We start from the raw sequence: 21,867 nt of genomic DNA, 5'->3' as shown, positions 1-21,867 counted from the left end.
GCCCGTCAAACGGGTGGGGCTTTTTTCATGAGTTGATCCAAAGCGAGGTTGAGGTCTTGGTCCATGGCCACCAACCGACCGTCACTCACAACAATCCTGGCCAGTGAGGGCAGCCCAACCTTCCTGGTGCGCAGATATACCGGTTCCACATACAACAGTCCTGAACCAACGGGAAGCACAAGAAGATTGCCTTGCACGAGCTCGAGGTCGTCCTGATCCCAAAGGCCGAACTGCTCGCTCACGTCTGGATCCTGATGAATCAGCGCCTGAACTTGCTCCGGGCCGAGGATGATTTTGTCTTTAGGAAAATCGATCAGTTCCAATTCACCGTAGTGGTCACCGTCGTTTCGAGCCACCAACCAGGCTGTGAGATTCGGACGAGCTAGGGGGGTCAGCGGTTGGAGCAGAAGAAATTCGGAGTTGTTATTTCCTTGGACTTGGGCTGTGATGTGATATGGCTCAACGTTAATTTTTTGCCCACCATAGATTTCACTGGGAACCTGCCAAACATCATCACCGTTGTAGAAGATTTGAGGATCGTCTACGTGATACCGCTTGAGCTGATTCACCTGAACATTGAAGAAATCCTCAGGAACTCTGCGGTGATCACGAACAAGAAGTGGCATCGCCTGCATTGGTTCGAATAAATCTGGGAAGCCGCGAATCCAGGCATTTACAATCGGATCCTCAGGCTCTGATACGAAAAAACGAATGCTGCCGTTGTAGGCGTCAACGATGGCTTTCACCGAGTTTCTTAAATATCGATCAGAATCGTCTGGCGAGACTGCTGCGCTATAGGCCAGAGTCGAGCTGTGGGTATAACCCTCAACGACCCAATACTGATGTTGCTGGCGTTGATTTGAATTCTGGTTAATCCTATTACTGGAACCCTGCTGAGCATCCGGAATTGAGATCAAGTAAGGCTCTCCGCGAAAATCAATGAAGGGTGCGATCGCTTTGACGCGACTGCGCACATCACGCCGGATCAGCAGTTTGGAGTCTGCATTGATCGCGTTTGTAAACAGCAATCTAGGTTCACGAAGATAAACAGCTGCTGAACAACGTTGAAGCCATGTTCCAATCGGTACGCCTCCCGATCCCTGATAATGCGTCATCACATTGATGTCGCCTTCTGGGTAATCGAATTCCGCTATATCTGTCGGAGCAACGGCATACGGAGAAGGAAGCATCCCGTAATAGAGTGCCGCGTCACCGACGGGAATTTCTTTCTCAACCTCCGATCGTTCAATACCTAGCGCTGGATTTCCAGCGATTTTTGTTTCCGTGCCAAGCCCTTTGATGAAATAGGAGGGGAGACCATCGTCCCGGCGTTCATTCACCGGACTGACGGTGAAGCCGTAGCCGTGGGTGAAGATGAAATGGCGGTTTTGCCAGGTTTTGGAACGACGCGGCAATGCGGATTGATCCAATTCGCGGGCCGAGACAATCACCTGCTGGGATGAATCGCTGTCTTGATTCAACGGATAGCGGTCAACGGCTGCATTGGAAAAGCGGTAGTAGACCCTCAGCTGTTGCAGCTGACGGTTTGCTTCCAGCAGAGGACCGCTGTCCCAGATGCGGACATTTTCGAGCGTGCTGGCGCCTTCCTCACGATCAGTCGGGCTGAACCTTGAGGGGTCATCGACTTGACTCTTGATTTGGTCCAACTGGAAGCCCCATTGCGTGGCCTCAATGGCATTTTTCAGATAGCGCTCCTGTAAAGCAAATTCCCTGGGCCGCACCACGAGCCAGCGCGTCAGCGGTGTTGCCAACGTCTCCAGCATGACGAGCGTCGCCAAGGCCAATGCAAGGAATTGACGCAGCCGTCGCTGACAGGGCAACAGAAGCGCCAACCCCATCAGCAACAGCAGCAGTGTGGCGAAACCACGCAACGGAAGGGTCATGTGGGCCTGCAGCCATCCCGCTCCTGCCACCAGACCATGTTGAGTCCACAGGAGCTGATGCCTCGATAACCACACCAGTCCCGCTGCTCCGAACAGCAGAAGTGCCGAAAGCAACCGGATCAACCGCATCTGTCGCGGTGAAAAGGCCGGACTGGCCCAGTCAGAGATGGCTTGTGAACTCGCCAGAACTCTCCAGAGCTCAAAGACGAGGGTGAACGTGGCGCCCAAGAGCAGCAGGTCCAGGGCCAGATGCAATCCGGCAAAACGCCCCAAGCCGAAGCTCAAATCCGCTCCGAGCAAGGGGTCTTTCGTGGATTCATTAGGAATCCAGAGAGCCAGCGACCAAATGCCCCAGGTGCGGCTGACGACAACAACCCACGACGCAGCAACAATCCGGCCCAACCAAGGCCTCAAACGCAGCCAGGTCATCGCCAGGCCAATCCCTCCGACTTGGACGAGCTTCACAACTGAGCCGATCCGGCTGTGAGGCCATACGTTTGACTGCCAATCCCCCAGCTGAAATGGATCACTGATGGCCAACGCCAAAAGATCCAGCGTCAGCAGTGCACTGATCAGCACCACAACAGCGCAGATCAGCAGAGCGATTCCGTATGGCCATCCACGAAGGCTGATCCCCTGGGAGGACGTCAGCCTCTGTTGTCTGAATTGTCTGGACCAGGCCCGGGCTGCAAGCAACGGCAGCATTGCCACCCCCGCCAACAAAACCTGAAGAAGCCAGCGCTCTAAAAGAACATTGGCCAAATTGAACTGATTGAACCAGAGCCACTCGATCTGCATCCGGGCTGCAACAACAACCAGCGGCAGCAGAAGGAGGAGGCGTCTCATGGAAGGCCAGCGATGTCTCGGAACCGATCACCGTCGATCGTTTCCTCAGCGATCAAAACGTCCACCAATTGATCCATCAACTCGCGGCGGGGCTCCAGAAGGGCAATGGCTTCTGCAAGAGCGTTTTTGGCGAGCTGGCGTATTTGAGAATCAATGGCCTGACCTGTGGATTCGGCATAGCCCGGCCGCTGATTGAACCAATCGCGCCCCAGAAACACCTCCGTGCCGGGACCCTCCAGTGCCATGGGGCCGAGGTTGGAAAAGCCAAAACGCGTCACCATCTCCCGTGCGAGTTGCGCCACCATCTGGAGATCGCCACTGGCGCCCTGGGTGATTTCAAGCGATCCAAACACCACCTGCTCAGCGGCCCGTCCACCAAGGGCGACAACCAGGTCAGCCAGGCAGGACGACCGCGTGATCAACCCGGAATCCAGCACCTCCTCGTCGGGCATGAAGCGGGTGTAACCACCGGCACCCCCACGGGGAAGAATCGTGACTTTGTCCACTGCGTTGGCAGCCGGCAGCAAACTTGCCACCAGAGCATGGCCAACTTCGTGATAGGCGATGAGCCGTTTCTTGGCGCTGTCCTGCAAGGGGCGATTGCTCAGGCCCATGGTGATCCGCTCCAGGGCTCCCTCCAGTTGAAATTCACCGATCCGGAGCATGTTCTGGCGGGCCGTGAGGATGGCCGCTTCGTTGAGGAGATTGGCGAGGTCAGCCCCTGAAAACCCCGGGGTGCGGCTCGCCCAATCCGACAGCGAAACCGCGTCATCAAGGGGTCGAGTTCTCGCATGCACGGCGAGAATGGCCTCGCGACCTCGGCGATCGGGAAGGCCCACATCAATGCGCCGATCGAAGCGTCCTGGACGCAACAGTGCGGCGTCGAGCACGTCGGCGCGATTTGTAGCCGCCAGGAGGATCACACCGGAGTTCTCCTCAAAACCGTCCATCTCCGTCAGGAGTTGGTTGAGGGTCTGCTCTCGTTCATCATTGCCGCCGCCGATGCCAGCCCCGCGTTGACGACCGACCGCATCGATCTCGTCAATGAAAACGATGCAGGGGGACTTTTCCTTGGCTTGGCGGAACAGATCGCGAACCCTGCTCGCACCAACACCCACGAACAGCTCAACAAACTCAGAGGCAGCGATGGAGAAGAACGGCACACCCGCCTCTCCTGCAATCGCCTTGGCAAGGAGAGTTTTCCCGGTACCAGGGGGGCCCACAAGCAGCACGCCCCGAGGGATCTTGGCGCCCAGGCGGATGAAGGCCTCGGGCTGCTTGAGAAACGTGACCACCTCCTCAAGTTCAAGCCTCGCATCGTTAATGCCGGCAACGTCCTCAAAACGGAGCTGAAGATCTTGCTGGGGTTTCAAGCGAGGTTGACTGCGCCCAAACCCTAGAGCTCTGTTCGCCATTTGAGCCGAACGCTTCAACAGAAACGACAAGCCGACCACCACCAGCAGCACCAACATCAGGGTTCCCGCCAGTTCTCGTCCTGCCTGTTCGCGGCGTATGTCAACGACCGTCAGCGGCGTGCCGGAACTCTCAGCAGCCCGAAGGATTTGGTTGTCGTTGGCGAAAACGGGAACGGTGACCCGCCTGCCATCGTTGTATTGGACTCTTACCTCCCGTTGACCGGGCACAAGATCCAACTGTTTGATCTCTTTCGCATCGATGTCCTTCAGCAGGGTGGAGTAACTCACCTTGTCCTGCTTCGTCCAAAAACCCTGAATCGAGGAAGGTTGAGCCTTCTGAGGGGCCGCGGAAACACTGGAGTTCGAACCTGGTGCCACGTCAACGCTGCGCTGCAGGGAGCCTAGCGATTTGACGCAAGGGGGTTCCAAACGAGACAATCTCGGTTTGGAAATTCACCAGGCGCAATGGCCGTCCCGAAGAAGAAAACATCCAAGGCCAAGCGCAACCAGCGGAGCGCCACCTGGAAGGCCAAGGCAGCCGTTGCCGCCCAGCGCGCCATGTCCATCGGCAAGTCTGTTCTGAGTGGCCGCGCCCAGGGTTTTGTTTATCCGGTGAGTGAGTCCGAAGACGCCGAATCCTGAGTGGAACTCGGGAGGTGGATTCGCCGCAGGGTTCGATCCGGATCCACCTCCACGACAACATCTGCTCGCATGGTGTGAAAACTGCTCGATGGCAGCGAGCAGAGAATCATGCGGATGAAACGATCCAAGTCGGCATTCGATAGCGACACACCCCGCTCCGCCTCAAGGGTGGCTTCCTGTTGCCGCTTCCATCGCCAAGGCGCGTTGAAGTCGGTCGCTCGCATTTGCCAGAGTTGATCGAAACAGCTCCAGGTGGGTTCGTAGTTGGCGAGCACAGGTTGCAGCTTCAGGCGCCACTCCAACTCCTGCGGCGTTAGAGGGCTCTCGAGATGGGGCTCATCCGCCGTTACGTCGGCATTTGGTCTGCAGCCCACAAACCAACCCTCAAAAATCAGCAGGTCGGCAGCGCAACGGCGCCAACCGCTCCGATCTCCACGTCCCTGTCGTTTGGCTTTGTCGAAGCAGGGCATCAGGACGTTCTCACCCTGTCTCCATGTCTTGAGACACTCCTGCAGAAGCCCCAGATCATGGCTGCCGGGAAGCGCACGGGGCACACCCCAGGGGTTGCCGCGCATGGCTTCTTCAAGACGTTCTGCTTCGAAATAAAAATCATCCAGCGAAACCACCTGCACGGAGAGGTCAAGTTCTTTTGCTGCGGCTTCAATCCATTGCCCCAGGGTGGTTTTCCCGCATCCAGGCAGGGCGCTGAATCCGATCAGACGGCGTTTTCCGCGCCATTTTTCAGCCAGGCTCAGAAGGGGTAGACCCACAGACCACAGCCAATCCGGGGCCGCCTGGGGATGCCAATGCCCGAGGGCGATCCGGTGACGCCCGGACTGGTGCTGCTGAGCCAACCAACGCTCCACATCACCCAACTCGAGATGTTCAAGCAACCGGCGCTGGTCGCTGATTGAAATCAGGCGTTGAGCCTCAGGATCCAACTTTGAATGCCTCCAAAACAACGGCATAGACAAAACCGATCCGGATGTTGTCGAGCCAGGGGAGACGACGACGCCCCAGCACCATCAATTCACAGGCGATCAGGGCATAGAGCGCTAAGTGAGTTCTTAATTCGACGGCGTTCAGAATGTAGATGGGGAGGTTGCTTCCGATGAAAAACCCAATCAGAAGCAGCAACAACGAAGCACTGCGGCGCCACCAGGGTCCAGACCAGGACCGTCGAATTCCGGCCCCCCAACTCTTCTGTAGCCAAGCCAGTCGTGTGCGCTGGATTGAGCTCATCGATCCGGTACCGACAACAGAGTCTCCAGATACTTCAGCGTCACTGCCTCCTCCTGGCAAGAGGCGCCGGAAAGCACCGTTGCTGGCTCTCCCGGGTCCCCCAGGTGATCCAACACTGCAGTGGCCTCGCCAACGGAATCGCGCAGGGCTTCGGCATCCCAGGGGGATGGGGTCAGCAGACAACGCAAACCTGCGGCTCTGGCTGCCGAAAGACCCGCCGCAGAATCCTCGACGGCAAGGCTGGCAACACTGTTGGCCCCACTGCGTTTGAGGGCGAGCAGATAGCCGTCCGGTGCTGGCTTGCCCGCAGCAACGTCATCCGACGTCACTACCCCATCGAAGCAGGGGATCTGCTGCTGGAACTGTTCCAGCAGAACCATCACCGACGCTGATCCGCTGGAGGTGACGATCCACTGCTGCACGCCTGACCGACTCAACTCCTGCAAAAGCCTTTTCACACCAGGGCGGAGCTGCACATGCCCTTGGCGAACCCGTTCTAAATAATGGAAGCGTTTTCGATCTCGCACCTGGGCCAGCTGGTGCTGACTAAGGGCCACACCACAGGCTTCAGCGTGAAGCTTCACCCTGCGGAGTCCACCGGGAATCGCCAGCAGCCGGTTGTACAGCGCTTCATCCCAAACGAAGGGGAGATCCAGCTCCTCGAAAGCCATGTTGAAGGCCGGTCGATGACCGTCCATTTCCGTGTCGGCCAAGGTGCCATCCACATCCCAAAAGACCGCTGAAAGCCTGTTCACGTTGAGGAGCAGCAACGGCACAATGCTGGGACATCACTGCTTGTTGCGTTCCCTTGCCGGCTGTTCCGCTCCACTGGTCCTGGTCCCTTCCGGCCGTGGTGGAACCATCGCCACTGCGCGGGCTTGATTTGCCGCTGGCGCTGCGCTGTGTGCTGCGGCGCCGCGGATTCAGCTCCACATCCGAAGCCGCGAGCTTTCTCTCCCCTGGTGATCTGCCACCCACCCGCGATCATTTCCCCGATCTTGAGCAAGCCTGTGATCGTCTGGTAGCGGCCTGCCGCTCCCGTGAACGTGTCGCCATCTGTGGTGATTACGACGCCGATGGGATGACGAGCACAGCGCTGCTGTTGCGGGCATTGGCCCCGCTGGGTGCAGAGCCGGAACCCGCCATTCCGTCGCGGATGGAAGAGGGATATGGCCTCAATCCCGCCATGGTGCAGCGGCTCTATGACGATGGAGTGCGGCTCCTGGTCACCGTTGATAACGGAGTGGCTGCGAGGGAAGCGCTTGAACTGGCCGCAAGTTTGACCATGCAGGTGATCGTGACCGATCACCACACCATCCCGATGGAGCGGCCGCCGATGACTGCACTGATTCACCCGGCCACCACGCCGGAGGGCTCGCCCTACCGCGGTCTGGCCGGTGTGGGGCTCGCCTACGTGGTGGCCCATGCCGTTGCCGAGGCGCTGAACAAACCAGAAGCCATCCGTGTTGCACGTGATCTGTTCTGCATCGGCACGGTGGCCGATATGGCACCACTGGTGGGGGCCAACCGCAGTTGGTTGCTTGAGGGGCTCAACCAGCTGCACCGCTCCGAGTGCAAGGGCGTTCAAGCACTTCAGCACCTGGCCGGATTGGGTGAACGGCCGCTGACGGCAGAGGACATCGGGTTTCAGCTTGCACCGCGCATCAATGCCGTCGGTCGCCTCGGCGAACCGAGGCTTGTGGTGGATCTGCTCACAGCTGAGGATCCTGATTCAGCGATGGCCCTCGCACGACGTTGTGATGATTGCAACCGTCAGCGAAGGGATCTCTGCGATGCGATCGAAGCGGAGGCCGTGGCTCTGGTGGAAGCGGAGAGCGATGAAGCACTTCCGTCCTTTCTGCTCCTGGCACAAAGTCACTGGCACCACGGGGTGATCGGCATTGTTGCTGCTCGGCTGATGGAGCGTTACCACCGTCCCACCGCTCTTCTGGCCGGTGAGGGGGATGGAAGCCTGCGGGCTTCGGTGCGGGGACCGATCGGCTTCGCTGTGGATCGCGCTCTTTCCAGCTGCAGTGATCTGCTGACCCGTTTTGGCGGCCATCCCGCTGCAGGTGGGTTCACAGTGAAAGCGGAGCTTGTGCATGCACTGCATGAGCGTCTCTGTTCCGAGGCCGATAGCTGGCTGATGACCCAGGCCCAGGGGCGTCCCGTGCAACCCGACGCTCTGCTGCAGTTGAAGGATGTGAACTGGGATCTGTGGCGCCACCTGCAATCCCTGGCACCCTTCGGGATCGGTCATCCCAAACCTCTGTTCTGGTCGAGGGGGGTGAGCGTTGGGGATCGGCGAGACCTCAAGGGAGGGCATCTGGCGCTGACGCTGCGCCAAGGGGAGAGTGAGCGTCGCGCCATCGCCTGGCGATGGGATTCATCGGCAGCTGTTCCCGAATGCTGTGACGTGGCCTACAGCATTTCGATCAACCGCTGGCAGGGAGAACAGCGTCTCCAACTGGAGCTCAAAGCCATCCGCGCCCACTCCGAGTTGGTCTTGATCGACCGCGGCACACGCCAGTACACAGCCCGGTGGACGCAAAGCTCAGGTTTGACGCTCACCAATGGCGATGGTGAGACCCTGCAGGCGAGCATCAAACAAGAAGAATCCCTCACCAGTGACAACGACCTGGCAAGGGATCAGCGGGTGATTCAGTTGCTCGAAGAAGCCTGTCTGGGCTTAGGGCTTCGTCCCTGAAACGGGGCGATCAGAGCGCGCCGCGACGGTAGAAGAGGATGAAGATGACAGCAGGACCAGCAATGGTGATCATCGCCAGGGCGGCAAAGTTGGCGATCAGGTGAATGTCAAAGCCCATGGCGTTGCAGCGCTGTCCGAAATCGTTACGCCTCCCAGGCTACGGGGCTCAGTCCCGAGAGCGACGGATTGGCTCTGATCTCTGTGATGGCTTGTCACAGCCTCAGTCATGAGTCGTGAAACGCCGCAATGGACCTGCATCAAACACTGCGGAGCCTGTTGCCGACTGGCTCCGGAGGAACGGGCTGATGCCCTTGAGGCCTTGAGCGAAGAGCAACAACGGACCTATCTGGCCATGGTTGGACCCGACGGATGGTGCATTCATTACGACACGGGTAGTCAGCGCTGCACGATCTATGAGGAGCGTCCTGATTTCTGTCATGTCAGTGGGTTGGGCCGTCTTTTTGACGTTCCCGACGATCAGTTCGACGCCTTCGCCATCGCTTGTTGCCATCAGCAGATTCGCAGCACCTACGGCGGTCGCAGTGGGGTGATGCGTAGGTTCAATCGCGCTCAGAACGCGGGAGGTTCTGTTGACAAGTGAGCAAACCAGCCCTGAGTCGCGCAGCTTTGCTGCCGTGCTTTTCAGCACGTTCACCACGGTTTTTGTGGCTGAACTTGGCGACAAAACACAGTTGGCGACGCTGTTGCTCTCCGCCCAATCCGGCTCACCTGTTCTGGTGTTCATCGGTGCCGCACTGGCGTTGATTGCTTCCAGCCTTGTGGGCGTTCTCGTTGGTCAATGGTTGGCCAAAACCCTTCCACCTGAGCGTCTTGAACTGATGGCCGGAGTGCTGATGGTGGCGCTTGGCATCTGGCTGGGTCTCCAAGCCACCCGTTCCCTTTGGCTCAATGCCTCGAGCTGACGATGGATTTTCCGCTCCTGATTTCCACCTTCCTCACCGTGTTTCTGGCTGAACTCGGTGATAAGACCCAACTCGCCACAGTGGCGATCAGTGGGACGTCCAATCGCCCCCTGGCCGTGTTTCTCGGTTCATCATCCGCGTTGGTTCTTGCCAGTTTGCTGGGGGCCTTTGCCGGTGGTTCCGTTGCCACAGTCATTCCCAGCGACCTGCTGCAGCTGTTGGCCTCTTTGGGTTTCCTCGTGATCGGTGGCCGCCTGCTGGTTCCTCTCTTCCGTGATGCGGAACCAACCAGAGAGGAGGATCAAACTCCTGAGTCCTAAGGTGGGCCCTGAAGGGCTGACTCCGCACGGCCTGCTGAACAGCGTCGGCCACCCCTTCCGTCTCTCCCGGCCCTGATGGTCGGTTTCTGCGTACGCCACGATGAAATTTACGGTTGCCGATCTGCTGGATCAGCTCTCGACAGAGCATCCCTCTGAGTCAGACCAACTGGCCAAGATCCTCAAGCTCAGCAACAAGACGGACAAAGCAGCGCTTGAACTTGCGGTTTCATCACTGATGAAAATCGGTGTGATCGAGCAGACGAGTGAGGGTGGACTCACTCGGCCCCAAGAGAGTGATCTGATTGATGCTCGCCTGCGCTGCAGCAGCAAAGGCTTCTGCTTTGCCATTCGCGATGACGGCGGTGAGGACATTTACATCCGTGACCATCAGCTGAACCACGCCTGGAACGGTGATCGAGTGCTGGTGCTGGTGACGCGGGAGGGCGGCCGCCGCCGTTCTCCAGAAGGTGGCGTTCAATGCATCCTGGAACGGGCCACGCAATCGCTCCTGGCGCAGGTGGAGCAGCAGAGTGAACAGCTGCTGGCCTCACCTTTGGATGACCGGGTGCTTGCTGGCATTGAATTGCCAGCAGAGGATGCGAAGCACCTGCCCGGCGATGAGGTCTCCAGCGTTGTTGAGGTACGGATCGACCGCTATCCCGTGGCTCAGCATGCTGCGGCCGGCCATGTTGTTCGATCTCTCCCGCTCAATGGCGGACCGGCGGCAGATCGAGACCTGCTCCTGACCAAGGCTGGGCTTCAGGACCGACCTGCAGCACCCCGAAGCTCTGGCAAAACACCTGCGGCCAAGGGTCGGGTTGATCTCACCGACCAGCCTTCGCTACTTCTCAAAGGATGGAGTCAGGAGGACGCGCCGGGGTTGCCTGCCGTGCACGTTGAGCCCAAGGACGGCGGATGTCGCCTCTGGGTCCATGTACCCAGCGTGGGCGAGCGGATCGGGATAGGCAATAGCCTTGAGGCATGCCTGCGTGATCGCGGCGAAGCGCTTTGCCTCGGTGAGGTCTGGCAACCCCTGTTGACTCCATCCCTCAATAAGGTCACCAGCTTCTCCGCCGGTTCCGAGGCTGACGCCATCAGCGTTCGGATCGATCTTGCAGCCAACGGTGAGGCGACCGATTGGGAGTTCATGCTGAGTTCGGTGCGCCCCGTCGCCGACGTAAGCGCCGACCAGTTGATCGCCCTTGCGGAACGCAAACCCAAGGCACGCAGCATCCCTGCGGCTCTCAAACCGATCAAAGACCAGCTCGGTCAGCTGGAGACCCTGCGGTTCTGCAGCACTTTGCTGTTGGAGCACGAGCGCAGCAGCGGAGTTGTGCAACTCGATCTCTGCCCTCCACAGCTGGAAGCCCTTGGTGACTTGCGCAGCGCAGATCCATCCGGTTTGCGGCATCGCTGGGTTGATGCGTTCAACCCGGTGGACCCCCATGCGTTCCTTCAGCCTCTGTTGAGGGCTGCCGACCGTGCATGGACCGCACAACGACTCGATCTCCAATTGCCTGGAATCACCATCGAGGCGGATGAACCCGATGGCAGCGTGCTGACCGATGTGGCGAAGACAGCCATTGCCTTAGACCTTCCACTGGAACTGGATGACGACGGTTGCCCATCAGCTTCGGAACTGATTCAGGTTTTCAAGCACAGCAGTCAACGCCGCGTGCTTGAACAGCAGCTCAGTCATGCCCTGCCACCGCTCAGCCTTGTGGCATCCATAGAAGCCAGTTCAGCGGCAGCAGATTCCGATGGGGAGGATGCTGCTCCAATCCGCCCCAACACATCACTGACCCCCTGGACCTGTGCAACTCAGCACTACGCCCACCTGGTGAACCAACAGGTGATCGTTGCACTGCTCACCGATGCCAAGGATCGTCCAACCGTGCGTCACAAAACGCGTCTGAAGCTTGGGCTTAAGGGTGCCGGTGCTGATCTCACATGGCCCCTGTTTACGGCATCACAGGACGAGAAGCTGAACGGATTGGTGAATGAGCGCACGGTGCAACGGCTCAACACCCGTCGGCGCCAGGTGTTGGAACTGGAGAAGGATCTGCTGTCGATGATCCAGGCCCGTTCAGCCCAGCCCCTGATCGGCGAACAGGTGGAGGGGCGCATCAGCGGTGTGCAGAGCTATGGCTTTTTCGTGGAAGTCGGTGAGAGTCGCGTTGAGGGGCTGGTTCATGTGAGCTCCCTCAACGATGACTGGTACGAATACAGATCACGTCAGAATCGCCTGGTCGGTCGCAAGAACCGTCAGACCTATCAACTCGGCGATGCAGTTCAGGTGCGCGTGATCAATGTGGATGTTCTGCGCAATCAGATCGACCTTGAGGTCATCAGCCAGGCATCCGATGCCTCCAGCGAGCCTGAATCGTCGGAGCCGCTGCCTGTCGCCCTCAGCGAGCGCTGAGTGATGCATCCCTACGTTCTTGCGGTCACTGGTGCATCCGCCCAACCCCTTGCCGAGCGTGCCCTCCAGCTGCTCTTGCAGCGCGGGCGCGCTGTTCATCTCGTGCTCAGCCATGGCGCCCATGAGGTGTTTCGTGCGGAACAGGGGCTATCGATCCCCGTGGATCCTCTGAAGCAACGCGATTTCTGGAAGGAGAGGCTTGGGGTCGAGAGCGGCGAACTCACCTGCCATCGCTGGAATGATCAAGCCGCCTGCATCGCCAGTGGCAGTTACCGAACTCGCGCGATGGTCATCGTTCCCTGCAGCATGGGAACCGTCGGTCGGATCCATGCCGGCATTGCCGCTGATCTGATCGAACGTTGCGCGGATGTGCACCTCAAGGAGCGTCGTCCCCTGGTGATTGCGCCCCGGGAGATGCCCTTCAACCTGATTCACCTCCGCAACCTCACCGGCCTTGCAGAAGCTGGCGCCACCATTGCCGCACCCATCCCGGCCTGGTACACCCGGCCCGATTCATTGGAGGAGATGGTGGACTTTCTGGTAGTGCGCCTGTTCGATGGCTTGGAGGACGACCTCGCACCCCTGAACCGTTGGAACGGCCCCCTGGAATGAGCATGTTTCAGCGGCTGTTGCTGATTCCCTGCCTGGCACCACTGCTGGTGCTGCTGGTGCTGTCGGCCAGCAACGTTGGCGAGAAAACCAGAATTCGTCTGCTGGTGTGGACAACACCTCCGCTCCCCCTTGGGGCATGGACAGCGCTTGCTGGCGTGGGTGGTGCGGCCGGAGCCGCTGTCGCAGCGGTTTTGGTCTCGCCTGCTGAACGTCCCCTGCGTCGCCAAAGCCGTTCTCACGTTCAACCGGAATTTGATGAGAGGGATAACGCTGCCAACGAACCTGCACCTAGATCCAGTGCCAACCCAGGCCCCGAACGAGATGTGAGGGAACCGGCTCCAACCGTGTCTGTGGCATACCGCGTGATTCAACGTCCGTCATCAGCCCCTCGGCATTCGGCCACTTCATCCGGCGCTTCAGCTGTGGCCTCCCCCTCACAGGAGATCAGTGATTGGGGAGATGATCCGGAGGCGAACTGGTAAGCAACGCACCAAGCTGCTTACAGTTGCCCCAGCGATGCTGGATCGGTGAGCGAAACCCCAGTCGAGAAACAGTCTTCAGGTCAAGAGGCCCCCGCCAAACCGGCGCCGAAAGCCAAGCCGCCCAAGCCGGAGGACAAGCCCTTCCCTGAATTCATCGACACGCTGTTTCTGCCGGCTGTTGCCAAACAGCTCGCCGAACACGACATCACAGCTGACCGGCTCGAGCGCATCGAGGGGCAGCGTCCCGTCGTCGGCGGTGAATGTCCGATGGTGGTCGGTGAACTTCCTGGAGGCCGCCGCTTCTGGGTCTGTTTCTCCAAGGCCGACATCAACAGCTCCAAGGTGATTGCCCTGGCTGATGCAGGCAGTGAGCCGACGCTGCTGGAGAGCTTTCTGATCGATGAGAAGCGGATGTCTTTGCCTCTTCTCGTTTCCCGCCTGTTGCAACGGCTCAACGGCCAAAAGTGGCTGGGAGGTAACTAACCGCCCGCGTTGGCCTCGGGGGTCGGGCTGACAGGCCTACATTGGCAGGATAGTGAACCGCAACTGATGGTCCCTCCCACCGCCGTGGCCGAAGGCAGCGCTGTAGCCATCAAGGATCCAGTCAAGGACACAATCCTGACCCCTCGCTTCTACACCACCGATTTCGAAGCGATGGCGGCGATGGATCTTCAGCCCAATGAGGCTGAACTGGAAGCCATCTGTGAGGAGTTCAGGAAGGATTACAACCGCCACCACTTCGTTCGTAACGAAGAGTTCGAGGGTGCTGCCGACAAACTGGATCCTGAAACCCGCAAGGTGTTCATCGAATTCCTTGAGCAGAGCTGCACTTCGGAATTTTCAGGGTTCCTGCTCTATAAGGAACTGAGCCGCCGGATCAAGGCGAAGAATCCTCTCCTGGCCGAGTGCTTTGCTCACATGGCTCGTGATGAAGCTCGCCACGCCGGCTTCCTCAACAAGTCGATGAGTGATTTCGGCATGCAGCTGGATCTCGGCTTCCTGACGGCCAACAAGGACTACACCTTCTTCAAGCCGAAATTCATCTTCTACGCCACCTACCTGTCTGAAAAGATCGGCTACTGGCGTTACATCGCTATTTATCGCCACCTCGAAAAGAATCCCGACAGCAAGATCTTCCCGATCTTCAACTTCTTCGAGAACTGGTGTCAGGACGAAAACCGTCATGGCGATTTCTTCGATGCCCTGATGAAGGCTCAACCGGACACGGTTCGTGGCCCGATCGCCAAACTCTGGTGCCGCTTTTTTCTGCTGGCAGTGTTCGCCACCATGTATGTGCGCGACGTGGCCCGCAAGGAGTTCTACGAGGCTCTCGGATTGGATGCTCGCACCTACGACAAGATGGTGATCGAGAAAACCAACGAAACGTCTGCGCGCGTTTTCCCTGTTGTTCTTGATGTCAACAACGACAAGTTCTGGACGCGTCTCGAACGCCTTGTTGCCAACAATGCTGCTCTGGACAAGGCTGATGCCAGCGATGCCATCGCTCCTGTGAAGTTGCTGCGAAAGCTGCCCTTCTGGATCGGTAACGGTGCCGAGATGGCCAAGCTGTTCCTAATGCCCGCGATCGACAGCGATCGTTTCCAGCCAGCTGTGCGCTGAGGGGACTCCCCCAGCCCAATCGAGGAGATTTCTTGACCAACGCCTTTTCGAATCAGTGGCAAGGACTCTTGGAGTCCTTGCTGCACCGTGGTAGCTCCGCAGGTGCCGACCTGGTGGAGGTGTTTCTTGAGCGCACTGACCACATCGGTTTGCTTGTTGAACAGGATCGGATCACCAGTGTCAATCCGTCCTTCGCCCGTGGCGCTGGCTTGAGGGTGTTCCGTAATGGCCGAGATGGCTTCGTCAGCACCAACGATCTGAGCGAAGCTGGCCTCAAGCGTGCCCTTGACCAGGCCCTGGCCATGCTCGGCCTCGAAGCGCAACAGCTCAGTTCTCCTGCAGCTTTTGAGGGGTTAAAGCCGTTAACCGACCACGGTGTGATGAAAGCCGATTGGCTGGATCGCTGTCCATCTCTCGATCAGGCAAGCCAGTGTCTGCTCCAGGGCACAGCCCATCTCAATCGTCTTGGTCAGCACCTTCAGGTGAGGCGTGGCAGTTACGCCCGCGACTGGCAGGAAGTGCTGGTGGCTGCATCCGATGGCACGTTTGCCCGCGACATCCGCCTGCATCAATCAACCGGTCTCTCCGTTCTCGCCGCCGACGGGGATCACCGGTCCAGCATTGGCCGCCGCTATGGAAGTTCCGATCGTCCGGACGATCTTCGGGCCTGGGATTCCGAGGCCAGTGCAGCTGAAGTGTGCAACAGCGCTGGAACGATGTTGCGGGCCGACTACGTGGATGCCGGACAGATGTCGGCTGTTCTCGCCAATCGCTTTGGTGGCGTGATTTTCCACGAGGCCTGTGGGCATCTGCTCGAAACAACCCAGATCGAACGGGGCACCACTCCCTTTGCTGACCGCGTTGGTGAACTGATCGCTCACCCTGCTATCACCGCCATCGATGAAGGCCTGAGTGGTGGCTCTTTCGGCTCCCTTTCGATGGATGACGAGGGAATGGAACCGGAGCGCACCGTTCTGATCAAGGACGGTGTGCTCCAACGCTTCATCAGTGATCGGGCCGGTGAACTGCGCACAGGCCACAAACGCACCGGAAGCGGCCGGCGTCAGAGCCATGCCTTCGCCGCTGCGAGCCGGATGCGCAACACCTTCATCGACGCGGGATCACATACACCAGAGCAGTTGATTGAATCCGTCGACCAAGGCCTGTATTGCAAGGCCATGGGTGGGGGAAGTGTGGGCCCGACGGGTCAGTTCAATTTTTCCGTTGAAGAGGGGTATCTGATTGAAAACGGCAAACTCACCAAACCCGTGAAAGGCGCCACGTTGATCGGTGATGCCAAGGAGGTGATGCCTCGCATTTCGATGTGCGCCAACGATCTGGAACTGGCTGCCGGGTTCTGTGGATCTGTGAGTGGAAGTGTGTTCGTCACCGTTGGGCAGCCCCACATCAAGGTTGATTCGATCACGGTGGGGGGCCGTTGATGATGAGCAGCAACAACAGCCTTAACGCCAAAGATCTCAGGGATCGCCTTCAGACCCTTGCTTCAAGTGAAGGGATTCGTCGTTGGGACCTTGGTGCCGCTTGCAGTGACGACTGCTCCGTTCAAGTGGATCGCGGTGAAGCCAAACAACTCAAGGCCTCGCAGCGCAGCTCAATCACCGTCCGGGTTTGGAATAGCGATGGCTTGGTGGGCATCACCAGCACCACCGACCTCTCCGATGGCGGCTTGGAACAAGCTCTGGTTGGGGCGCATGCGGCCAGTCGTTTTGGCAATCCAGAGGAGATTCCTCAGTTCTCATCACTGTCGACAGCCCCACTCCCCGAGCTCGATCGACCGCTTCAACCACGTCAGGGAATCCTCCCCCTGCTGGACACTCTGCGGGAAGCAGAAGCCGATCTGCTCGGTCGTCACACCGCAATCCAAACAGTCCCCTACAATGGACTGTCGGAATCCCTGTCTCAAAGCCTTTATCTTAATAGTGACGGGGCACTGCGCCAGATGGAGCGCACCCAAGCCAGCCTCTATCTCTACGCAAGGGCGGAACAAACAGGTCGCAAGCCCCGCAGTGGCGGTGCAGTTCGTCTGGGCCTTGGCAGCAGTGAACTTGATGTTCAGGGCTGCATCAGCGAAGCGGTTGACCGCACCGTCAGCCATCTGGACTATCAACCGATCGAAACAGGGACCTATCGGGTCTGTTTCACCCCTGAGGCTTTTCTCTCTCTGCTCGGTGCTTTCAGCAGCATGTTCAATGCGCGTTCCGTGCTCGACGGGGTGAGCTTGAGCCAGCGGGATTCGATTGGAACCGATCTGGCGGTTCCTTTCTTCAATCTCCACGATGACGGCCTCCACCCGGGACACATCAGTGCGGCAGCCTTTGATGGCGAGGGAACACCAACCCGGCGCCTCTCATTGATTGAGGACGGAACCCTCCGCAATTTCCTTCACTCGGAAGCCACGGCCCGAGCCTTCGGTGTTCAACCCACCGGCCATGCTGGGCTTGGAGCCAAGGTTTCGGTCGGTCCCGACTGGTTCGTGGTTGGTTCCAACCCGCAGGTGAGCAGTGGCAACAGCCTCGACCACCGCACCGAGTCTGGCCCTTTCGTGCTGATTGAGGATCTATCAGCGCTTCATGCCGGAGTGAAGGCCACCCAAGGCTCCTTCTCCTTGCCCTTCGATGGTTGGTTGGTGAACAACGGAGAACGGGTTTCGGTTGAAGCAGCAACAGTTGCCGGCGACATCCGCTCTGTTCTCAACGGCATTGCTCATCTGGAAGCTGATTCAGAAGTCACCCACCGTGGGGTTTGCCCCCATGTTTGGGTGGATGGTCTCTCCATCACCGGCGAAGCCTGACGTTGAACATCTTGTTCTGGGGAACACCGGCCTATGCGGTGCCGACTCTTGATGCTTTGCATGGGGCAGGTCACACCATCGTTGGAGTGGTGACGCAGCCCGATCGGCGGCGCGGTCGAGGCAAACAGCTGGTTCCATCACCGGTGAAGGCGAGGGCCGAGGAACTCGGTCTACCGGTGTTCACACCTGAACGGATCCGACGGGATGACGATTGCAAAGCCAAGCTTGCTGCCCTCGGTGCTGATGCTTCGGTGGTTGTGGCCTTCGGACAGATCCTGCCCAAGGATGTTTTGGAGCAGCCGCCTCTGGGCAGCTGGAACGGCCATGGATCACTTCTACCGCGTTGGCGCGGTGCTGGTCCCATCCAGTGGGCCCTGCTCGAAGGAGATCAGGAAACGGGTGTGGGGATCATGGCCATGGAAGAAGGGCTCGATACCGGCCCTGTGCTGCTCGAACAACGCACCCCAATCGAGCTCCTGGATACCTCCATCGCCTTGGCCGAACGGCTCAGTGCTCTCACTGCAGAACTGATGGTGCAGGCCATGCCGCTGATTGAAGCGGCGGGTACGGGCCCAGAAGACGAGAGATTGGCGAAGCTCAATGTGCGTGTTCAGGCCGAGGGGTCGACCTATGCCCGCATGCTGGAGAAACAGGATTTCCAATTGGATTGGTCAGCCTCGGCCCTCAGCATCCATCGCAAGGTGATGGGGCTTCATCCAGGGGCGTTCACCCAGTTGCATGACAAACGCCTGAAGGTGTTGCGCACGGAGCCATTGATCGAGCGCCTGCAGGATCAACTCAGTACTGAAGGGCGCAGCCTCGTGGGCCAATGGCCCACCGGCGGGCATCCCCCAGGGACGATCCTCGCAATGATCGAGGATCTAGGGCTTGTGGTGAGCAGTTCAGGTTGTCCCCTTCTGATTCGGGAGGCGCAGCTGGAAGGAAAAGCACGCAGCACAGCGCCCGCTCTGTTGCAACAACTCAAGGCCACTCTGGGAGATCGCTTCGGCGAGGTGTGATTCAGGATTCCGTGTACAACGAACGCGCTTGAGTCCAGACCCGATCGAGATCCAGTTCGGAGAGTTGTAGGGCTTCCGGGAACATTGTCGACAGCCATTGTCGACGATTCATCAGGGCGTCGGCTTCAAAAAATGTTTGCTGCGAGGCCAGCACTCTGAATTTCAGAAATTCAAGCAGCCTTGCGCGCAAGCGAATCGTGTCCACAAGTTGGATCCGTCTGCGTTGATCGCGGAGAGAAATGGTGGAGCCTGGTTCCACCCCACTTAAACGTGGTGCAAGCAACTCCACTGTTGTTGGAGGTTGCCAATGACGTTCCTTGGTCTCTGGATGGGGGTGGTAGATCCAACCACTAACAACCTCGACTTCAGTGGTCTTGATTTCCACTCGCCAGAACGAAAATGTTTCAGGGGGGTGGAGTTTGGTCCATTGCACCTTTTCGAACAGGTGGTCTGGATTCGTGAGCGAAACCTCGAGCGGCGCAAAATCGAGATTTAGCGTGCCGAAATAACAGCTCGAGAGATCAAGCCCTAAGGCATTGAACACAGGGAATTGCATTCGAATCGTTCCATCTGGGTATGGAGATTCCTTGCTTGTGCCGGAGGCCACTCCGTGGCCAGCGCAGAGACGCCCTGTGAGCCATTCAGGGTTCATGTCTCAGCGAGGTTCACGGTGGCTGCAGCTGTCGCAGGGCCCTTCTGGCCATACGGCACAGCGGAGCAAAGGGCTGTGGGCATTGAAACGACAGTTCGGGTCGCCGATCACCCAGCCATGTCGCCAGGGTGTTGCATCAGCAGGGCGAGCCTGGGGTTTCACCATCAAGGCCACCGAAGCCATCACATAGCGACCGTTGCGAAGCGCATAACGATGACGACGTTGCATCACAAGAAAAGACTGCTCTTCAACAACAAACCAGCGACCCGGTTGTGGTGGATCCTCAAGGTCAACACGATGGATCAAACGATCACCACTGATATGGCGCAATTCAACAAGCATGACTTTCGTCCTGATCGAGATCGTTGCTACGGATCGACATTCCCCAGGCAAACAGCATCAGCACCACCAACAGGGTGAGCCAGTCGGGTTGATTGAGGCTTGGGAGGACAACGTGAACAATCAAGCGCAGCGCCACAAAAGCAACAGCGAGAAATCCAGCTGTTTCCAGCCTTGGATACAGATCAAGCCAGCGGATGAACAGGGCAGATGTAAAACGCAGCGCCACGATGCCGATGAAGGCACCTGTGCTGATCAACACAATCTGATCACTGATGGCCACGGCTGCGGCAACGCTATCGATGGAGAAGGCCAGATCTGTGAAAGCCAGCAGCAGAACCGTGTTCAGGAAGGGGCGGGACAGACCACTGGATTCATTGCTCTCATTGGACTCCCCATCTGGGCCTGATCGGTTGTTGAAGTGATCAACCACCAGCCAAACCAGATATGCGGCCGCCAGGAGTTGCACCCAAGCGTTTTGCAACACCCACTGGGCCACAATGATCAAGGCAATCCGCAAGACCAGGGCAATGCCAATGCCCAGATTGAGGGCTAACTTTTCCTGCTCCGGTTGGCGGCTGCTGCGGGCGATGGCCGCAAGGGCCACGGCATTGTCAGCCGACAAGATCAGCTCCAGCAGCACCAGAACAGGCAGCAGTGCCAAAACCTCTCCCCATTGATCGGCACCTTCGAAGAAATCCGACAGTGAGGGAAGCGAAGTGATGTCCATTGCGGCAGCCTAGAAAGTGCAAGCGCTGTTCCATTGCGATGCAGATCCGGGCCGAACTGTGTCACGTCGACACCCTGAGATGCATCGTGCGGGTTGAGGCCTGGCACGACGGTTCTCTGCAGGGCAGCGCCCTCGGTGAAGCCGCGACTGCTGAAGAAGCTGAGGAAAGGGCGTTGCAACGGTTGCACACGAGGCTCGATGCCGCTGGGCGACCACAACACACACAGAGTTCGGCTCGCTCTGAATCCAAGTCGAATCAACAGGACCCACAGCCGCAGACCGTCGAGCGGCCCAGAAAGATTGATCAAAGCGAGCCCCCTTCAGCTCCAGAACCCCCTGTCAGCCAACAACCTCCCGTCACGGCTGATGACAACGTCCCCTCCGAAACCCCAACGGATCCAGACGATTGGAGTGATGAGCTGACCGCCATCGATATGGAAATCAGACGCATCGGATGGTCCCGGGAACAGGAGCAGGCCTACTTGACCCGAGCCTTCGGTCTTGGAAGCCGCCACAAGCTCACCCGCTATGCCGATCTCGTGGCCTATCTGCGTCAGCTGAAGTTGATTCAAGCCAACGAGGATTCGTCCACAGCACCAGCGCCGATCCGACGTGGTGACCTACTGCAGCAAGGAGACGCCATGTTGAAGCAGCTGGGCTGGAGCTCTGATCAAGCCAGAGCTTTTCTCCAACAACAATTGGAGGCAACTAGTCGTCAGCAGCTCAGCGATGAACAACTGCTGCAGTTCAACATGCTGCTAGAGGAGCAAACACTGAGCCTTGCCAAATAAGTACGAACACTCAAGAAGGGTCTGAAAGGATGGTCTACAACATTCTTGCGGCAGGGACTGATACGGCGTCCATGCCGATTGCGGCAGAGTGAATCGTCTTCACACTCTGGGCAGACCGGTCATTTCCTCCGCGTCTTTCTGAAGGGGGAAATGGCCCCTATGGGGCAGTAGCGAGGTCAGATCAGCCCACAGTTGAAAGGTTGCAGAACTACTAACTCAGCTGCGGAAGTTGAACTCCAGCTTGGTTTTGGGCTTTTGATATTTGATTACGTTCATCACCTGCAAACCGGTGTTTTCGGACCTCCTTTCTTCGGCAAGTGCTTTGAGGATCATTGAGCCCGAAGCCTGCCAGTCTTGATCAAGTTCGATCAATTGCTTAGCACGCGAGT

24 protein-coding genes are annotated in these 21,867 nt (G+C 58.4%); 14 read left to right on the top strand and 10 right to left on the bottom strand.

All coding sequences use genetic code 11. From position 1 onward, the window contains the following. Positions 1-5: 5 nt before the first annotated feature. Together SYNCC9605_RS06635 and ftsH are read right to left on the bottom strand one after the other, a co-directional pair. A complete protein-coding gene (locus SYNCC9605_RS06635) occupies positions 6-2,750 on the bottom strand; it encodes a UPF0182 family protein (RefSeq protein ID WP_011364297.1) in 2,745 nt (914 codons plus the stop codon). Further along, on the bottom strand, positions 2,747-4,543 hold the full coding sequence (gene ftsH / locus SYNCC9605_RS06630; protein WP_011364296.1) for an ATP-dependent zinc metalloprotease FtsH: 1,797 nt from the start codon (positions 4,541-4,543) through the stop codon (positions 2,747-2,749). Before ftsH ends, SYNCC9605_RS06635 begins: the two co-directional genes overlap by 4 nt. An 87-nt stretch (positions 4,544-4,630) precedes the next feature. Here ftsH and rpmF point away from each other — a divergent pair, with 87 nt between their 5' ends. After that, positions 4,631-4,807 carry a 50S ribosomal protein L32 gene (gene rpmF, locus SYNCC9605_RS13865; RefSeq protein ID WP_011364295.1) on the top strand — a complete coding sequence of 59 codons (177 nt, stop codon included), beginning with the start codon at positions 4,631-4,633 and terminating at the stop codon, positions 4,805-4,807. Here the strand turns inward: rpmF and SYNCC9605_RS06625 are convergent. Genes SYNCC9605_RS06625 through SYNCC9605_RS06615 form a run of 3 tightly spaced genes read right to left on the bottom strand, consistent with a single transcriptional unit; the run spans position 4,771 to position 6,825 of the window. Continuing rightward, complete coding sequence (locus tag SYNCC9605_RS06625; protein ID WP_011364294.1) at positions 4,771-5,748, bottom strand: phosphoribulokinase; 978 nt, start codon at positions 5,746-5,748, stop codon at positions 4,771-4,773. The two genes, rpmF and SYNCC9605_RS06625, sit on opposite strands and share 37 nt — an antisense overlap. Continuing rightward, positions 5,738-6,049, bottom strand: coding sequence for a DUF565 domain-containing protein (locus tag SYNCC9605_RS06620; protein WP_011364293.1), 312 nt, complete (start codon positions 6,047-6,049; stop codon positions 5,738-5,740). The genes SYNCC9605_RS06625 and SYNCC9605_RS06620 overlap by 11 nt, the downstream gene beginning before the upstream one ends. Then, positions 6,046-6,825, bottom strand: a complete 780-nt coding sequence (locus tag SYNCC9605_RS06615; protein WP_011364292.1) for an HAD-IA family hydrolase — start codon at positions 6,823-6,825, stop codon at positions 6,046-6,048. The genes SYNCC9605_RS06620 and SYNCC9605_RS06615 overlap by 4 nt, the downstream gene beginning before the upstream one ends. A gap of 32 nt (positions 6,826-6,857) precedes the next feature. Here SYNCC9605_RS06615 and recJ point away from each other — a divergent pair, with 32 nt between their 5' ends. After that, on the top strand, positions 6,858-8,756 hold the full coding sequence (gene recJ / locus SYNCC9605_RS06610) for a single-stranded-DNA-specific exonuclease RecJ (RefSeq protein ID WP_041434734.1): 1,899 nt from the start codon (positions 6,858-6,860) through the stop codon (positions 8,754-8,756). A 10-nt stretch (positions 8,757-8,766) separates the two neighbouring features. Here the strand turns inward: recJ and psb30 are convergent, their stop codons facing one another. Next, a complete protein-coding gene (gene psb30, locus SYNCC9605_RS06605; protein ID WP_025362280.1) occupies positions 8,767-8,874 on the bottom strand; it encodes a photosystem II reaction center protein Ycf12/Psb30 in 108 nt (35 codons plus the stop codon). Between the two features lie 108 nt (positions 8,875-8,982). On the opposite strand from psb30, the gene SYNCC9605_RS06600 reads away from it, so the two are divergent. From SYNCC9605_RS06600 to fmt, 11 genes are all read left to right on the top strand, one after another. Next, positions 8,983-9,357: a YkgJ family cysteine cluster protein gene (locus SYNCC9605_RS06600; protein WP_011364290.1), complete on the top strand. Its 375-nt coding sequence runs from the start codon at positions 8,983-8,985 to the stop codon at positions 9,355-9,357. After that, the gene (locus SYNCC9605_RS06595; protein ID WP_011364289.1) at positions 9,347-9,679 is read left to right on the top strand and encodes a TMEM165/GDT1 family protein; all 333 of its coding nucleotides are present in this window, start codon (positions 9,347-9,349) and stop codon (positions 9,677-9,679) included. The genes SYNCC9605_RS06600 and SYNCC9605_RS06595 overlap by 11 nt, the downstream gene beginning before the upstream one ends. 2 nt (positions 9,680-9,681) lie before the next feature. Further along, entirely contained in the window at positions 9,682-9,999 is a 318-nt protein-coding gene (locus SYNCC9605_RS06590; RefSeq protein ID WP_011364288.1) for a TMEM165/GDT1 family protein, read from the top strand. Between the two features lie 100 nt (positions 10,000-10,099). Then, positions 10,100-12,421, top strand: coding sequence for an RNB domain-containing ribonuclease (locus SYNCC9605_RS06585; protein ID WP_011364287.1), 2,322 nt, complete (start codon positions 10,100-10,102; stop codon positions 12,419-12,421). Between the two features lie 3 nt (positions 12,422-12,424). Further along, positions 12,425-13,033, top strand: a complete 609-nt coding sequence (locus SYNCC9605_RS06580; RefSeq protein WP_011364286.1) for a flavin prenyltransferase UbiX — start codon at positions 12,425-12,427, stop codon at positions 13,031-13,033. Beyond that, positions 13,030-13,515: a hypothetical protein gene (locus SYNCC9605_RS06575; protein WP_011364285.1), complete on the top strand. Its 486-nt coding sequence runs from the start codon at positions 13,030-13,032 to the stop codon at positions 13,513-13,515. Before SYNCC9605_RS06580 ends, SYNCC9605_RS06575 begins: the two co-directional genes overlap by 4 nt. Positions 13,516-13,560: 45 nt before the next feature. Beyond that, a complete protein-coding gene (locus SYNCC9605_RS06570) occupies positions 13,561-13,998 on the top strand; it encodes a DUF2996 domain-containing protein (protein ID WP_011364284.1) in 438 nt (145 codons plus the stop codon). 66 nt (positions 13,999-14,064) lie between these two features. Further along, positions 14,065-15,135: a magnesium-protoporphyrin IX monomethyl ester (oxidative) cyclase gene (acsF, locus tag SYNCC9605_RS06565; RefSeq protein WP_011364283.1), complete on the top strand. Its 1,071-nt coding sequence runs from the start codon at positions 14,065-14,067 to the stop codon at positions 15,133-15,135. A 32-nt stretch (positions 15,136-15,167) separates the two neighbouring features. Next, positions 15,168-16,577, top strand: a complete 1,410-nt coding sequence (locus tag SYNCC9605_RS06560; RefSeq protein WP_011364282.1) for a TldD/PmbA family protein — start codon at positions 15,168-15,170, stop codon at positions 16,575-16,577. Further along, entirely contained in the window at positions 16,577-17,947 is a 1,371-nt protein-coding gene (locus tag SYNCC9605_RS06555) for a TldD/PmbA family protein (protein WP_011364281.1), read from the top strand. Before SYNCC9605_RS06560 ends, SYNCC9605_RS06555 begins: the two co-directional genes overlap by 1 nt. Positions 17,948-17,949: 2 nt before the next feature. After that, positions 17,950-18,966, top strand: coding sequence for a methionyl-tRNA formyltransferase (gene fmt / locus SYNCC9605_RS06550; protein ID WP_011364280.1), 1,017 nt, complete (start codon positions 17,950-17,952; stop codon positions 18,964-18,966). A 1-nt stretch (position 18,967) separates the two neighbouring features. Here fmt and SYNCC9605_RS06545 read toward each other — a convergent pair whose 3' ends face one another. Genes SYNCC9605_RS06545 through SYNCC9605_RS06535 form a run of 3 tightly spaced genes read right to left on the bottom strand, consistent with a single transcriptional unit; the run spans position 18,968 to position 20,687 of the window. Next, the gene (locus tag SYNCC9605_RS06545; RefSeq protein WP_011364279.1) at positions 18,968-19,618 is read right to left on the bottom strand and encodes a hypothetical protein; all 651 of its coding nucleotides are present in this window, start codon (positions 19,616-19,618) and stop codon (positions 18,968-18,970) included. A gap of 3 nt (positions 19,619-19,621) precedes the next feature. Beyond that, positions 19,622-19,960, bottom strand: a complete 339-nt coding sequence (locus tag SYNCC9605_RS06540; protein WP_011364278.1) for a DUF6464 family protein — start codon at positions 19,958-19,960, stop codon at positions 19,622-19,624. After that, positions 19,950-20,687, bottom strand: coding sequence for a DUF475 domain-containing protein (locus SYNCC9605_RS06535; RefSeq protein ID WP_011364277.1), 738 nt, complete (start codon positions 20,685-20,687; stop codon positions 19,950-19,952). The genes SYNCC9605_RS06540 and SYNCC9605_RS06535 overlap by 11 nt, the downstream gene beginning before the upstream one ends. Before the next feature lie 38 nt (positions 20,688-20,725). On the opposite strand from SYNCC9605_RS06535, the gene SYNCC9605_RS06530 reads away from it, so the two are divergent. Next, a complete protein-coding gene (locus SYNCC9605_RS06530) occupies positions 20,726-21,478 on the top strand; it encodes a hypothetical protein (protein WP_011364276.1) in 753 nt (250 codons plus the stop codon). A 216-nt stretch (positions 21,479-21,694) separates the two neighbouring features. Here SYNCC9605_RS06530 and SYNCC9605_RS14650 read toward each other — a convergent pair whose 3' ends face one another. Next, a complete protein-coding gene (locus tag SYNCC9605_RS14650) occupies positions 21,695-21,850 on the bottom strand; it encodes a hypothetical protein (RefSeq protein ID WP_011364275.1) in 156 nt (51 codons plus the stop codon). Positions 21,851-21,867: the final 17 nt, after the last annotated feature.

This window comes from Synechococcus sp. CC9605, assembly GCF_000012625.1.
Taxonomy (GTDB): Bacteria; Cyanobacteriota; Cyanobacteriia; order PCC-6307; family Cyanobiaceae; genus Parasynechococcus.
This window is presented reverse-complemented; position numbering and strand designations above follow the sequence as displayed.